Source organism: Lactobacillus melliventris (assembly GCF_013346935.1).
Classification (GTDB): Bacteria; Bacillota; Bacilli; order Lactobacillales; family Lactobacillaceae; genus Lactobacillus.
Genome location: NZ_JAAEEB010000003.1, coordinates 179,238 through 193,985 on the forward strand (window position 1 = coordinate 179,238; position 14,748 = coordinate 193,985).

14 protein-coding genes are annotated in these 14,748 nt (G+C 37.3%); 12 read left to right on the forward strand and 2 right to left on the reverse strand.

From position 1 onward, the window contains the following. Positions 1-41: 41 nt before the first annotated feature. Together GYV61_RS09845 and GYV61_RS03850 are read right to left on the reverse strand one after the other, a co-directional pair. Positions 42-1,112 carry a C39 family peptidase gene (locus GYV61_RS09845; RefSeq protein ID WP_174794858.1) on the reverse strand — a complete coding sequence of 357 codons (1,071 nt, stop codon included), beginning with the start codon at positions 1,110-1,112 and terminating at the stop codon, positions 42-44. Between the two features lie 223 nt (positions 1,113-1,335). Continuing rightward, positions 1,336-1,872, reverse strand: coding sequence for a CvpA family protein (locus tag GYV61_RS03850; protein WP_046324233.1), 537 nt, complete (start codon positions 1,870-1,872; stop codon positions 1,336-1,338). Between the two features lie 157 nt (positions 1,873-2,029). Here GYV61_RS03850 and rsmG point away from each other — a divergent pair, with 157 nt between their 5' ends. The 12 genes from rsmG (at position 2,030) to croR (ending at position 14,747) form a co-directional block, all read left to right on the forward strand. Then, positions 2,030-2,752 carry a 16S rRNA (guanine(527)-N(7))-methyltransferase RsmG gene (rsmG, locus tag GYV61_RS03855; RefSeq protein ID WP_110445544.1) on the forward strand — a complete coding sequence of 241 codons (723 nt, stop codon included), beginning with the start codon at positions 2,030-2,032 and terminating at the stop codon, positions 2,750-2,752. 15 nt (positions 2,753-2,767) lie between these two features. Continuing rightward, a complete protein-coding gene (noc, locus tag GYV61_RS03860; protein ID WP_174794859.1) occupies positions 2,768-3,616 on the forward strand; it encodes a nucleoid occlusion protein in 849 nt (282 codons plus the stop codon). 15 nt (positions 3,617-3,631) lie between these two features. Further along, a complete protein-coding gene (locus GYV61_RS03865) occupies positions 3,632-4,411 on the forward strand; it encodes a ParA family protein (protein ID WP_110445546.1) in 780 nt (259 codons plus the stop codon). Beyond that, complete coding sequence (locus GYV61_RS03870) at positions 4,389-5,276, forward strand: ParB/RepB/Spo0J family partition protein (protein ID WP_122037229.1); 888 nt, start codon at positions 4,389-4,391, stop codon at positions 5,274-5,276. The genes GYV61_RS03865 and GYV61_RS03870 overlap by 23 nt, the downstream gene beginning before the upstream one ends. Then, positions 5,269-5,544 (forward strand): DUF951 domain-containing protein, encoded by a 276-nt coding sequence (locus tag GYV61_RS03875; RefSeq protein WP_174794860.1) that lies wholly within the window; start codon positions 5,269-5,271, stop codon positions 5,542-5,544. The genes GYV61_RS03870 and GYV61_RS03875 overlap by 8 nt, the downstream gene beginning before the upstream one ends. A gap of 24 nt (positions 5,545-5,568) precedes the next feature. Continuing rightward, a complete protein-coding gene (ychF, locus tag GYV61_RS03880; RefSeq protein ID WP_174794861.1) occupies positions 5,569-6,669 on the forward strand; it encodes a redox-regulated ATPase YchF in 1,101 nt (366 codons plus the stop codon). Between the two features lie 9 nt (positions 6,670-6,678). After that, a complete protein-coding gene (locus GYV61_RS03885) occupies positions 6,679-7,461 on the forward strand; it encodes a DUF1129 family protein (protein ID WP_110445548.1) in 783 nt (260 codons plus the stop codon). Between the two features lie 141 nt (positions 7,462-7,602). Then, entirely contained in the window at positions 7,603-9,327 is a 1,725-nt protein-coding gene (locus tag GYV61_RS03890) for an ABC transporter ATP-binding protein (protein ID WP_174794862.1), read from the forward strand. A 9-nt stretch (positions 9,328-9,336) separates the two neighbouring features. Continuing rightward, the gene (locus GYV61_RS03895; RefSeq protein WP_174794863.1) at positions 9,337-11,199 is read left to right on the forward strand and encodes an ABC transporter ATP-binding protein; all 1,863 of its coding nucleotides are present in this window, start codon (positions 9,337-9,339) and stop codon (positions 11,197-11,199) included. A 187-nt stretch (positions 11,200-11,386) separates the two neighbouring features. Further along, on the forward strand, positions 11,387-12,913 hold the full coding sequence (locus GYV61_RS03900) for an ABC transporter permease/substrate-binding protein (RefSeq protein ID WP_174794864.1): 1,527 nt from the start codon (positions 11,387-11,389) through the stop codon (positions 12,911-12,913). A 1-nt stretch (position 12,914) separates the two neighbouring features. Then, positions 12,915-13,883 carry an ABC transporter ATP-binding protein gene (locus GYV61_RS03905; RefSeq protein ID WP_174794865.1) on the forward strand — a complete coding sequence of 323 codons (969 nt, stop codon included), beginning with the start codon at positions 12,915-12,917 and terminating at the stop codon, positions 13,881-13,883. Between the two features lie 177 nt (positions 13,884-14,060). Then, positions 14,061-14,747, forward strand: a complete 687-nt coding sequence (croR, locus tag GYV61_RS03910; RefSeq protein WP_046324244.1) for a response regulator transcription factor CroR — start codon at positions 14,061-14,063, stop codon at positions 14,745-14,747. Position 14,748: the final 1 nt, after the last annotated feature.

Genomic DNA, 14,748 nt, shown 5'->3' on the forward strand with positions numbered 1-14,748 from the left:
GCACTTTTTTAATTACAATTTAAATTTGTAAGGTAAGTATATTATTTTAACGAGAGAGCTTTATGGCAAAATTCTGCTTGAATAGCACTCTTTGGTACCCAGGCAATTGCACCATGATCATAATTCATGTTCTTGCCACCAGTACCCGCTTTATCAAACTTGGAGTAATAAAGGGGATCATAAACCAAGAACTTGTCTTTCTTGTAGCCGGTGATAACTTTGCAGTGATTGCGCTTGTAATCGCCAGCTTTTTGATATGAAGAAAACCCATAGTATAACACTGGCTTGCCAGCCTGAATATACATTTTAAGATCATCAACAGTTAGTTTTTTACTGGAAATATTAATAATCTTTTTGCCCTTTTTAAAAGTCCGGGCATATTTAGCTAGAGCACCGGGGCTAATTACGTAGCCAAAGCCGACGCCAGTGTAAACATTCCCTTTTTGTCCGCCTTTAACTGGTTGCATTGGTAAATTATTTTGAATTTTTGTAAGCAAGCTAGTGGTAATTTTCTGTCCCTGAGAACCTAACAACATTGCCATTGATGCTCCTGCACAGCCCCACGGGGTTTTAACAGGAACATATTGACTGACATATGGCGTCTTCTCAATTGTTTTAGCCTGATTAGGAGTAGCTACGGCTTTTTTATTAATGTAGCCAATTGATTTTTTACCCTTTTTGTTAAGCCAATAGTATGTTTTGCCATTGTGGGTAAATTTTTTATTGACATTAAATGTTTGGTGAAAATAATTCTTGGCTGCCTTCTTCTTGGTAAAATTATCAAGATAAATACCATAATTCTTTTTAACAATTGCTACTTTGAAAGTTTTGACTTTTTTGGCAGTGGCATTAGCAGGCTTTTTATTCTGGGTCGCGGCAGCCGGGACATTGGTTTCGGTCTTACCTGTTTCTTTGTCTGTCTTTTGGTTTTCTTGCGGCTTTTGTGTCTCAGACTCTTTATTTACTTGATTATGGTCCTGCTTTAATTGCTTATTTTGAGATTCCGTTTCTGCGCTAACTGTTTTGGTCAGATTGTTACTGAAAACAGGTGCTGCAAGAATAACAGCTGCAGAAATAGTTGCAATTTTCTTTAAAGTTAATTTACTTTTCAATTTATCCTCCTAATTTTTCTTATTCAAAATACCTTCATAACAAGTTTACTACAACAAATGGCAAATATATGCCAAAAAATTATGTGGATTTCTATTATTAGTAGAAGTGTATATAACATAATTACTCAAATTATTTTAGTTAAAGATCGAAGTAAACTTTTGCTAATTGATAAACAAAAACAGCGTCTAAACTAACAAGTTTAAACGCTGATGACTATTTTATTTAGGCAGCAGTTCTACTGATACTAAAGATACTGTTGAACAACCCGTTGGATAAGCCAGGTGTGTTATAAATGATGAAACGAATAAATGATGAGTCTAAAGTTTGCTGGATAAACCACGGATTTTGCAAAGCATTAAGCATTGACAAGATAATGTAAACGAAGAAATAACTGGCAAAAAAAGATACGACAGCACCTAAAACACTATCTAGTAAATTGCCAAAGTTAGTTGCATGGGGATTTTTATTAGGTACCCAGCCTTTAAAAATCTTAACAACCATTTTGCCCAAAAAGACAATGATAAAGAATGCCAAAAAACGAAAGAGCATTAAGTTAGTTCCGGGAGTTAAAGTGGTTTGAATATTTTGCCCGGTGATCTGACTGTAAAGCCAATTGCCAACAGGATTTTGAAACAGAATAGCTGTAATGAAGACAATGGCAGCAAATATCAGATTAATAATTAATCTGGTGAAGCCCGTTTGAAATCCTTTGTAGGTTTTTAGTGTCAAATAAGCCAGTACAATTAAAGTAACAATCATATTTATCTCCTTTGACGATATTATAGCTTAATTTATGCGTTTAGACTTTGACGACAGTCGAAAAATATTTCATAATTAAAGGGATGCATTGACTTTACATTAAGCCAATTTTAGCGTTAAATTTAAAGGGTGTGAAACAAGGTTTCACGGGTGAAAAATGAATCCTGAACAGTTCGTCCAAGAATTATCAAAACGTAATTTTAAATTAAATGAAAAACAAATCAACCAATTTAACCAATACTTTACCAGTCTGATTGAGACTAATAAAAAAGTTAATCTTACGCGGATAACAGAAAAAGATGAGGTCTATCTAAAGCATTTTTGGGATAGTATCACACCTCTTTTCACATTTGGTTCAGTATTAAAAGGGGCTGATACTTTATGTGATGTTGGTGCCGGTGCCGGTTTTCCTTCTATTCCTTTAAAGATTATGCTGCCTGAATTAAAGGTTACAATCGTCGATTCTTTGGGCAAACGGTTGAATTTTTTACAGGGCTTAATCACCCAGTTAAATTTAGAAAATGTTACCTTGGTTCATGGCCGTGCCGAAGACGTGGGGCAAAATAAACAGTATCGTGAACAATTTGATGTTGTGACTGCCCGTGCTGTTGCTAACATGGCCGTTTTAAGTGAGTATTGTTTGCCGTTAATTAAAGAAAGTGGCAATTTCATTGCTCTCAAGGGACCAAAAGCTGAAGACGAACTGAAATCAGCTCAGAAAGCCTTAAAAGTTTTAGGTGGTAAGGTCATTGCAGTTAAAGAATTACAATTACCTCGAAGTACCGAAGAGCGCACTTTGATTCTGATAGAAAAAGTGCAGGCTACGCCTAAGAAGTATCCGCGGCAGGCGGGAACTCCGCACCGCAAACCAATTCATTAAACAGGGGGACTCAAAATGTCATTATTTTCTTCTTTACGTCATCATGAAGAAATACCTAAAAATAAACAAATTCAGGATATTGAGCTAAGTAAAATAAAACCCAATTCTTTTCAGCCGCGGCACCAGTTTTCTGAAGAATCAATTCATGAATTGGCATCAACCCTTGATAAAGATGGGTTACTGCAACCAATTGTTGTACGTGAAAAAGAGGGCAATTATGAAATTATTGCTGGTGAACGCAGACTGCGAGCTGCAAAGCAGCTCGCTTGGACAAAAATACCGGCAATAGTTAATAACATGGATGATAGCCAGGCTGCATCATTGGCTTTAATTGAAAACCTGCAAAGGGAAGATTTAAATCCGATTGATGAAGCACAGGCTTATAGTAATCTTATGAAACTAAATAGCCTGACTCAAACTACTTTGGCCCAAAATATTGGCAAGTCACAATCTTATGTTGCTAACAAGTTGCGCCTTTTAAAGTTAACACCGAAGGTACAAAGTTATTTGGCCAGTGGTAAAATTTCGCCACGTCATGGTCGCTGCTTGGTAGGACTGAGTGAGAAAGATCAGGGCCGTGTCTTAGATGAAATACTTGCAAATAACCTGAATGTTAGCGACACCGAAAAAATCGTTAAAAATGTTGACCAGTATTTTGCAGGCAAAAAAGTTAAGGATAAAGAAAAAGAGCAGGCAGAACAAACAAGACGAGCAGCCAATCGTATCCCTAAAGACTTAAAAGTACAAATTAATACAATTAAAAAGGCAATTAAACTTGCTCAACAGTCTGGCATCAAGGTTAAGTTCAAAGAAAATAATGATCCTGATGATTATATGATTACGATTGAATTGAAAAGAAAGTAGGAAGGCATGGAAAATATGGTGAGTGTAATTTCAGTTGCTAACCAAAAAGGTGGCGTCGGTAAAACGACAACAACTATAAATTTAGCGGCTTCGATTGCGGAACGCGGTTATCAAGTCTTAATTGTCGATATTGATCCGCAGGGTAATGCGACCTCTGGCCTGGGGATTGAAAAATCTGCTATTGATCAAGATATTTACAGCGTTTTGATTAATGATGTTCCCCTTAAAGATACGATTTTCCATACTTCAACTAAGCGGCTGGATTTAGTTCCGGCAACTATCAATTTGTCTGGAGCTGAAACAGAACTAATCAGTATGATGGCCAGAGAAACGCGCTTGAAGTCAGCTTTAGATTCAATTAGCGACAATTATGATTTTATTTTTATTGATTGTCCGCCTTCATTAGGACAATTATCTATCAATGCTTTTACGGCATCTGATTCAATTTTAATTCCCGTTCAAAGCGAGTATTACGCTATGGAGGGGCTTAGTCAGCTGCTTAATACGATCCGCTTAGTGCAAAAACACTTTAATAAAGATTTAGGTGTTGAGGGCGTTTTGCTGACCATGCTGGATGCGCGGACTAATTTAGGTGCAGAAGTAGTAAAAGAAGTACGTTCTTATTTTTCTGATAAGGTTTATAAAACTATTATTCCGAGAATTACTAAGTTAGCTGAAGCACCTAGTTATGGAGAAGCAATTACTGAATATGCTCCTAATTCACGTGGTGCTGAAGTTTATGATGATTTAGCTAAGGAGGTGTTAAAGAATCATGGTAAGAAACTCAAGAAATAAAGATACTAAAAAACATGGTGGTTTAGGTCGGGGGATTGAAGCCTTGTTTGAAGACGAACCGCAAATTGAAGATAATGAAGAAGAAATTCAGGATTTAAATTTAAGCGATATCAGACCTAATCCTTATCAACCACGTAAAAACTTTGATGACAAGTCTCTTAAAGAATTGGCTGATTCGATTAAAGAAAATGGTGTTTTTCAGCCAATTATTGTGCGTAAGTCGGTGAAAGGCTATGAAATTATTGCTGGTGAGCGCAGATTTCGTGCTTCAAAACTAGCAAAAAAGACTACTATACCTGCCATTGTCCGTGACTTTAGCGAAAGCCAGATGATGGAAGTTGCCGTTTTAGAGAATCTGCAACGTGAGGACTTAACGCCTCTTGAAGAAGCTCAGGCATACGAAATGTTGCAAAAAAACCTGGGCTTGACCCAAGAAGAAGTTTCAAAAAGAATGGGTAAATCCCGTCCTTATATTGCTAACTATTTGCGTCTTCTGACACTTCCTAATAAAACTAAGCACTTGTTACAGCACGGTGAACTGTCAATGGGACAAGCCAGAACGCTTTTAGGCTTAAAGAATAAGGACAAAATTGATGAAGTAGCTAAGCAGGTGGTTAAGGAAGGGATGCCAGTACGCAAAGTTGAGGCACTGGTAGCCAATCTTAATTCTAAAAAGCCGCGCAAAAAGACAGTGCACAAATCGCCCTTTATTCGTGCTACTGAACATCAATTAGCTGATAAGCTGGGTTCAACTGTCAATATTTCCGCCAGCAAAAAAGGTAGCGGCCATTTGTCAATTGGCTTCTCTTCAACAGAAGAGTTGAATAGAATACTCGATGTGCTGGGAGTCGACCTTGATGAATAAAGAAATTGCTTATGGTTTGGCAGATACGGTATTGATGAAAAAGCCACATGCTTGTAAAACTAATGACTGGGAAGTTCTGCGTTTAGGGGCTGATATCAGGTTAAAGTGCATGGGGTGTGGCCATATCGTAATGATGCCGCGTTCAAAATTCGCGCATAATTTTAAAAAAGTTTTAACTAAGGCTAATGATCCGGTTAATATTAAAAATACGCTTTATGTGCCTAAAAAAGAGATAGCACGGCCGGATATTAATCAAGAAAATAACTGATTTTGTCAAAGAAAGAGGATAAAAATGTCATTAACTGCTGGGATTGTTGGATTGCCAAACGTGGGCAAGTCAACTTTGTTTAACGCAATTACTAAAGCGGGTGCGGAAATGGCCAACTACCCGTTTGCAACGATTGAGCCTAATGTCGGAATGGTTGAAGTTCCGGACAAGAGACTGGCTCGAATACAGGAACTGATTCCGGCTAAGAAAATTGTTCATACTACTTTTGAGTTTACCGATATTGCCGGACTAGTTAAAGGCGCTTCAAAAGGTGAAGGTCTGGGTAATAAATTCTTGGAAAATATTAGGCAAACGGATGCTATTATCCATGTTGTTAGGGCCTTTGAAGATGATAATATTACTTCTGTTACTGGTAAAGTAGATCCGGAAGAAGATATCAACACTATCAACTTGGAATTGGCAATTGCAGATCTTGACGCCGTCAACCGCCGTATTAATAAGGTAAAAAAGATTGCCCAGCAAAATGACAAAGAGGCTAAAGCAGAGTTCAATGTTTTACAAAAAATCAAGCCGGTTTTAGAAGAAGGCAAGGCTGTCCGTTCAATCAGTTTTAATGACGATGAGCAAAAAATTGTCAAGGGCTTGTTCTTGCTGACTGATAAACCCGTTATCTATGTAGCGAACATCGCTGAAAGTTCAATGGCCGACCCAGAAAAAGACCAGTACTATCAAGTGGTTAAAAAACATGCAGAAAGTGAAAATGCGGAATGTTTAGGTATATCTGCTGCAACCGAAGAAGAAATTGCCGGCTTGGATGACGATGAAAAAGCTGAGTTCCTAGAAGCAGAGGGCGTAACAGAGTCAGGTCTTGATCGTTTAATCCGTGCAGCCTACCACATTTTAGGCTTAAGGACTTTCTTTACGGCTGGTGGTCCTGAAACACGGGCATGGACTTTTCATAAGGGAATGAAGGCTCCGCAAGTTGCAGGCGTTATTCACTCTGATTTTGAGCGGGGATTTATTCGTGCTGAAGTAGTTTCATTTACTGATCTTGATCAGTATGAAACCATGCAAAAGGTTAAAGAAGCGGGGAAGCTACGTCTTGAAGGTAAAGATTATGAAGTTCAAGATGGCGACATTATTGAATTTAGATTTAACGTTTAGGAAAAAATAATGGCAGAAAAGAAAACTGAAGAACAAGCTAAGATTGATACTAATAAGCAGGAAAAGTTAAAAGAAAAGGTAATTAATCAGAATAAAGATGACGAGGTCAAGCAAATGCAGCCTGCTGAATTGCGTAAGCAGCTCAGTAATAAGAACTCTGACTATGTTTTTCGTTTGCAAAAAGAACTGGAAACACAGGGTAAAATGAGTCATGAAGATGCACAAAAAAGAGTGGATGAGCTTTTAAATGACTTGGTAATTGCACAACGTCATGGTCAACCAGCCAGCACGTATTATAATATGTCGCCTAAACTTAAGGCTGCTGACATGTTAAAGCCCAAAAAGAAAAAAGCCTCAGATATTCCATTTTGGCAATACGCTACGGATAATGCCTTGTTTTATGTTGCTATTTTCTTTGGTCTTTTTGGCTTAATCGGCTTGTTCCAAAAGAATGACAAATATAATTCACAGATGGGTGTATTAACATTATTGATTGTTGGTGCTTCACTAGGTGTTTTCATGACCAAATATAATGACTGGGTTTTACCTAATGGCAGTAAAAATCGTAAAATTCCGTGGTCAAAATTAATCTGGGGTTTTGTTTTACTGATGGGAATGCTCTTTATCTGCTTTGGCGTATTAGGCCTTCCTGCATTACAAGTGATCAACCCGGCTTTGCCAGGAGTATATAACTTAATTATTGCAGCGGTAGCGTATGGCATTCGCTGGTTGTTCCGCCGGCATTATGAAATTATTGGTTCGGCCTTTTCACCAGCTGATAAGAGCAAATAGGTGCTTTTTGTCAAGAAAAGCGCTATACTTAGATAACTATATGTTTTAAAGGATAAATAGATTTATTATGAATCTATTTATCCTTTTTAAACTGAAAACACGTAAAAAAGAAAGCATTAATAAATTAGAAAGAGGTATTTAATGATTAACACGCTGCGTAAGTCAATCAGGCAGTATAAAAAACTGTCGTTGCTGTCGCCATTATTTGTTACTGGTGAAGTTATCATTGAGATGTTAATACCGTATTTAGTTGGTATATTAATAGACAATGGCATTATGAAGGGAAATATGTCATATATCACTAAGACTGGTGTTATTTTACTGGTGCTAACAGTTGTTTCACTTGTTTTAGGTTCCGGTGCCAGTTATGCCTCTGCTCACGCTGCTTCTGGTTTTGCGGCTAACCTGCGTAAAGATATGTTCTATCATGTGCAAGATTATTCTTTTGAAAATATTGACAGGTTTTCCAGTGCGAGTCTAGTTACGAGGATGACTACTGATGTTAATAACATTCAGATGTCTTATCAAATGCTGATTAGAATAGCAGTTCGGGCACCAATGATGTTGTTAGTTTCAATTATTATGTCAATAATAGTTAGTCCACAGTTGTCACTTGTTTTTGTCGTGATTGCACCGATTTTCGTAATTCTTTTAGGCTTAGTAATTAAAAGTGCCAGCAAGTATTTTCCTAAAATTTTCCGCGGTTATGACCGCATGAACCAGGTTGTCCGGGAAAATGTTCGTGGTATTCGCGAAGTCAAAACCTATGTGCAAGAAGAAGCGCAAACTGTTAAGTTTAAAAAATCGGCTGGTTTTATTTATAGACTTTTTGCTACAGCTCAGAAGATCATGTCTCTTAACTCCATGATTGTCATGGCTGTTTTGAATATTTCTAATTTAGCTATTTGCTGGTTTGGTGCTAAGGAAATTGTGGGTGGCAGTTTACAGACTGGTCAATTAATTTCAATGTTCTCATATTCCAACTCTGTCTTAGGCAGCTTGAATATGCTGGCTATGATCATTACTCAGCTGGTAGTTTCAGGAGCCAGTGGTCACAGGGTTGCTGCGGTTATTAATGAAAAGCCCTCAATTGAAAATCCACGTAAACCGTTAAAGCATGTGAATAATGGAGAAGTGATTTTTGATCATGTCAACTTTAAGTATGACCCAGATGATAAGGAACTGGCTTTAAGTGATATTAACTTAAATATCAGGCCGGGTGAAACAATAGGAATAATTGGTCGTACGGGGTCATCAAAATCTACATTAGTTTCTATGATTCCGCGGCTTTATGATACTGATTCCGGAGCGGTGCGTGTATCAGGACATAACGTTAAGTCCTATGATTTAAAGACATTGCGTGATAATGTTGCCATGGTTTTACAAAATAATGTCCTGTTTTCAGGCACTATCAAGGAAAACCTCAAATGGGGCAATGAAAATGCAACAGATGAAGAAATTATCGCTGCCTCAAAAATTGCTCACGCTGATGACTTTATTCGTGAAATGCCAGATCAATATGACACTATGGTTGAGCAGGGCGGTAATAATGTTTCTGGTGGCCAAAAGCAAAGGATCACTATTGCAAGGGCATTGCTCAAAAAGCCGAAAATCTTGATACTTGATGACTCTACTTCAGCAGTAGATACACAGACTGAGCGTCAAATTCGGGAAGCCTTGGCAAAGGATATGCCCGATACTACCAAAATTATTATTTCTCAAAGAATTGTGTCAATTAAAGATGCAGACAGGATAATTGTAATGGATGAAGGCAAGATTCAGGATATCGGGACACATGAAGAGCTATTGCAGCGTAATGATTTATACAGCTCAATTGCTAAGTTTCAAGAAGAACAGAAGAAGTAGGTGATTAATTTGGATAAAGCAGTAGAAAATAAAAATAGCCAAAATACTGGTAAACGTTCCACAATTTTATGGCGTCTGCTTAAATTAGTTGCCAGTACAAGTCCTTGGATGCTGATTGCTTCAACAATTGCAATAATTTTAACAGCTGCAGCAAACGTTTTAGGTTCACTATTTATTGAACGTTTAATTAATGTTTACATTATTCCCTTAACTAAAGAAGCGCAGCCAAATTTTGGTCCGCTTTTACATGCAATTGCAGTTATGTTTGGTTGCTATGCTATCGGATTTATTTCTAATTATCTTTTTGCTGTGTTGATGGCAGTTTTGGCCCAGAAAGTACAATATAGAGTACGACTAGAAATGTTTGAGCACATGGAAATGTTGCCAATTTCCTATTTTGACGAAAATGATTATGGCGACATCATGAGTTGCTATACTAATGATATTGATACCTTGCAACAAATGATTTCACAATCAATTCCGCAGTTTATGAACTCTGCGTTGAACCTCATTTTTGTTTTGGGTGCCATGCTGGCTTTAAGTTGGCAATTAACTATCTTTACCTTGATTGTTTTTGCACTCTCTATTATAATCGTCCGTTTTTTAACCGTTCGCTCCGCTCATTATTTTCAATTGCAACAAAAAGAATTGGGTCAAGTTAATGGTTACAATGAAGAAATGCTTAATGGTCTTAAGGTAATAAAGGTCTTTAGCCATGAACCTGAAGTTGAAGAAGACTTTGATGCTTATAATGAATCTTTAAAAGTAGCCTCTGGTAAAGCTCATACGTATGCCACAATTTTGTTCCCTATTATGGGTAACATGGGCAATTTGCTATACGTCTTAATTGCTATTTTAGGTGGAGCAGTTGCTATTAACCATATTGCCCCACTTTCATTAGGTGTCATTGGTGCTTTCTTGCAATTATCTAAGCAATTTGCAATGCCAATAGCCCAGATTTCACAACAATTAAATTCTATTGTAATGGCTTTAGCGGGCGCAGAAAGAATCTTTAAGTTAGAGGATCAACCCGTTGAAATTGATGATGGTGATGTCACTATTACCAAGGATGAAAATGTTAAGGGTGCCTGGCATTGGAACGTACCACAAAAAGATGGCTCTGTTAAGAAAGTCACAGTTAAAGGACATATCGTCTTTGATCATGTTAATTTTGGCTATACGCCGAATAAACAAATTTTGTACGACATTTCTATTGACGCTAAGCCAGGTATGAAAGTAGCCTTAGTTGGTGAAACCGGTGCTGGTAAAACGACGATTTCTAATATGATTAATCGTTTTTACGAAATTAATTCTGGTACGATTACTTATGATGGTATTCCCATTAGTAGAATTAAGAAGGATGATTTGCGTCAGTCTCTGTCAATTGTTTTACAAGACACGCATATGTTTACCGGTACGGTGATGGACAATATTCGTTTTGGTAATACCGATGCAAGTGATGATGATGTATATCAGGCAGCACACTTATCTCATGCTGATGAATTTATTCATCATTTGGATGAAGGTTATAAAACAATCATTGATGGCAATGGCGGAGACTTGTCTCAAGGACAAATGCAGCTGCTCAGTATTGCACGAGCAATGATAGCAGATGAACCTGTGATGATTTTGGATGAAGCCACTTCAAGCATTGATACCCAAACGGAAAAACTGGTACAAGCTGGTATGGATAACTTGCTTGCAGGTCGCACTAGCTTTGTCATAGCTCACCGCCTGTCTACGATTGTTAACTCGGATTTAATTCTGGTGCTTGATCATGGCCATATTATTGAAGCCGGCAATCACGAACAACTTCTAAAGAAGAAGGGTTATTACTACGAGTTATATACTGGTAAAAAAGAAATAGAATAGATGTACTTAAAATATTCCTGGTCCTATAGACTGGGAATTTTTTTGCTTTAAATAATGGTGTAAGCAATAATTACTTTTCAACCATTAGTTTGTGTTATGGTAAAATAAATGAATTTAGTTGGTTCGACACTATTAATATAATTTGGTGATAATTCAAATTTTAAAAAAGTAATAAAGGAATTAAGCGATGAATCAAATTATCCAGATTTTAAGCCAGCGCAAAGGCGATTTAGGAGTTGCTTTATTGCAGCATCTGCAAATATCGTTAGTTTCGTTGCTGATTGCAATGCTGATTGCCATGCCTTTGGCCTTTTGGACAGTAAAACACACTAAAATAGCAGAGATATTATTGCAAGTTGCCAGCATTTTACAGACCATTCCGTCACTAGCACTGCTAGGTTTATTAATTCCACTCGTTGGGATTGGAACAGTGCCTGCTGTGATTGCTTTAGTGGTATATGCACTATTACCGATTTTTCAGAACACATACCTGGGATTAACTGAAATTGATCCGGCACTAGAAGAAGCTGCTGACGCATTCGGTATGTCACGCATGCAAAAATTACTTGAGGCGGAGTTGCCTTTAGCTATGCCGACAATTATTTCTGGTATTAGAACGGCCTTAGTTTTAATTATCGGTACTGCCACCATGGCAGCTTTAATTGGTGCTGGAGGCTTGGGCAGTTTTATCTTATTAGGAATTGACCGCAACAATACCGGACTAATTGTAATTGGTGCCGTTTGCTCTGGCGTTTTGGCGATTACGTTAAGCGCGCTCATTAAGTGGCTGGAACATGCATCAGTTAAAACAGCTTTGGGAATATTAGGAGTTAGTGTCATCTTCTTAGCAGGAAGTGGAATTTATCAAGCTGTTGCCGGTCAGAAAGAAACAGTTACAATTGCCGGTAAGTTAGGTTCTGAACCAGAAATTTTGATCAACATGTATAAAGAGTTAATTGAACAAGACGATCCACACGTCCAAGTGACCTTGAAACCTAATTTTGGTAAAACTACCTTTTTATATACTGCTTTGAAAAACAATAAAATAGATATTTATCCAGAATTTACGGGAACTGTTTTGGAAACCTTTGCGAAGTCTCCGGTTAAAACGGCTGGTTTGTCTGAAAAAGAAACCTATGAAAAAGCAAAAGAATTAATGAATAAACAGGATAAGCTTACTTTGCTTAAGCCTATGGCGTACGATAATACATATGCCTTAGCAGTTAAAACTTCGTTCAAAAAGAAAAATCGTTTAAGAAAAATCAGTGATTTGGCTAATATCACCAATCAGCTAAAAGGAGGAATGACATTAGAATTTATTGATCGTGGTGATGGGTTCAAGGGTATTAAGAAATTATACAAGATTGATTTCCCTGTTAAGTCAATGGAACCGGCTTTGCGTTACCAGGCAATTAATCAGAATAAAGTTAACATCGTTGATGCCTATTCAACTGATAGTGAATTGCGCCAATATCATTTGACTATATTAAAAGATGATAAGCATAATTTTCCTATTTATCAGGGCGCTCCCTTGATGACCAATGATTTTGCCCGCAAGCATCCGCAAATTGTTCGCAGCTTGAATAAGCTGGCTGGCAAGATTTCCGAAAAGCAGATGCAGGAAATGAACTATGAAGTTAATGTTAAAAATATGGATCCTGGACAAGTCGCACGTCACTTTTTATTAAAACAGCATTTGCTTAAGGAGAAGTAAGATGACTTCAGCAATTAAATTTGAGCATGTAAATAAAACCTTTGCTAAAAAAGTAGTAGTTAACGATCTTAATTTGGATATTCAGCAAGGCGAACTTTTCGTTTTGGTAGGAAACTCAGGCAGTGGAAAAACTACCTCGATTAAAATGATTAACCGTTTGGCAGATCCTAGTGCTGGACAGATTTTAGTCAATGAGCGGCCTACGACTGATTATAACGTTCAGAAATTGCGCTGGAAAATTGGTTATGTTCTGCAACAAATTGCTCTTTTTCCTAACATGACTGTCGCTAAAAATATTACTTTGATTCCGGAAATTCAAGGCGCTAAAACTGATCTTACGGCAATGGCCGCAAATTTATTGGAAAAAGTGGGACTAAATCCCCAAGAGTATGCTCACCGTTATCCTCATGAACTGTCTGGTGGTGAACAACAAAGAATTGGCATTTTACGCGCGATTGCGTCAAAGCCTCCGATTGTTTTAATGGATGAACCCTTTAGCGCTCTAGATCCACTTGCGCGCACAAATTTACAAGAACTGGTTATTAATTTGCACAAGCAGCTGCATAATACAATTTTATTTGTGACGCATGATATGAATGAAGCTCTGCACTTAGCTGACAGGATTGGCGTTATGAAGGATGGCAAATTATTACAGGTCGATCAGCCACAAGAAATCTTACGCCATCCGGCAAACAATTTTGTCAGGGACTTTTTTAAAGGCAGCTTAGGGAACAATTTATATGAAACACCATTAAAGCAAGCAGCCTTATTTAATGAATTTAAGCAAACTAGTTCTAATTCGCTGGCAGCAATGCCTGTAATTAATATTAATGAAAAAATTGCTGCATTACTGCTACTTTTGAGCCGTCAAAATGAAGTTGCCGTACAAAATAATAATGGAGAATATTTAGGCTTCATTGATCGCCAGTGGCTGATTAAATATTTGAACAATATTAATAGTTTAAAATAGGAAATAAGCTGGGAACTGTCCAGCTTTTTTAATAAAACGATAAAATTATGCTTGAATATTAGTAGTTTATTACAAAATTGACTAAAATATTAGACATAGATTCTGCTAAACTATATTTAGTGGAATAATGAAATAAACCGAAAATAATCAATAGATAAAAGAAGGGAAATTAGCCCTATGAAAATTTTAGTTGTTGACGATGATAAAGAAATCGTCGAGCTGTTAAGTATTTATCTTAAAAATGAAGGTTACACTCCAGTTGTTGCCTATAGCGGCAAAGAAGCAATTACGAAATTAACTACGACGCCAGATATTGCATTAATGATCTTGGACATCATGATGCCTAATATGAGCGGAATTGATGTTATCAAGGAAGTACGCAAAGATTCTGATATCCCAATTATTATCGTATCAGCCAAGACTGGTGATATGGATAAAATTCAAGGCTTGATTACTGGAGCAGATGACTATGTTTCTAAGCCATTTAATCCTTTAGAAGTAATGGCACGAGTTCGTTCACTTTTGCGTCGTAGTCAAAAGCAGGTTAAGGATGATGAACCAGATATTTTAGAAGTGGGACCACTGATTATTAACCGTGATTCACATGAAGTTAAGACAATTGATGGTAAAGACATTCAGTTGACTGCCTTAGAATTTGGCATTTTATACTTGCTTGCCAGTCACCCTAACCGGGTATTTTCAGCGGATGAGATTTTTGAACGGGTTTGGCAACAGGAATCGATAGTTTCTGCTAAAACCGTTATGGTGCATGTTTCACACCTGCGTGACAAAATTCAATCGGCAACGGGTGGTGAAGATGTTATTCAGACCGTCTGGGGAGTAGGCTATAAAGTTGAGGCTTAAC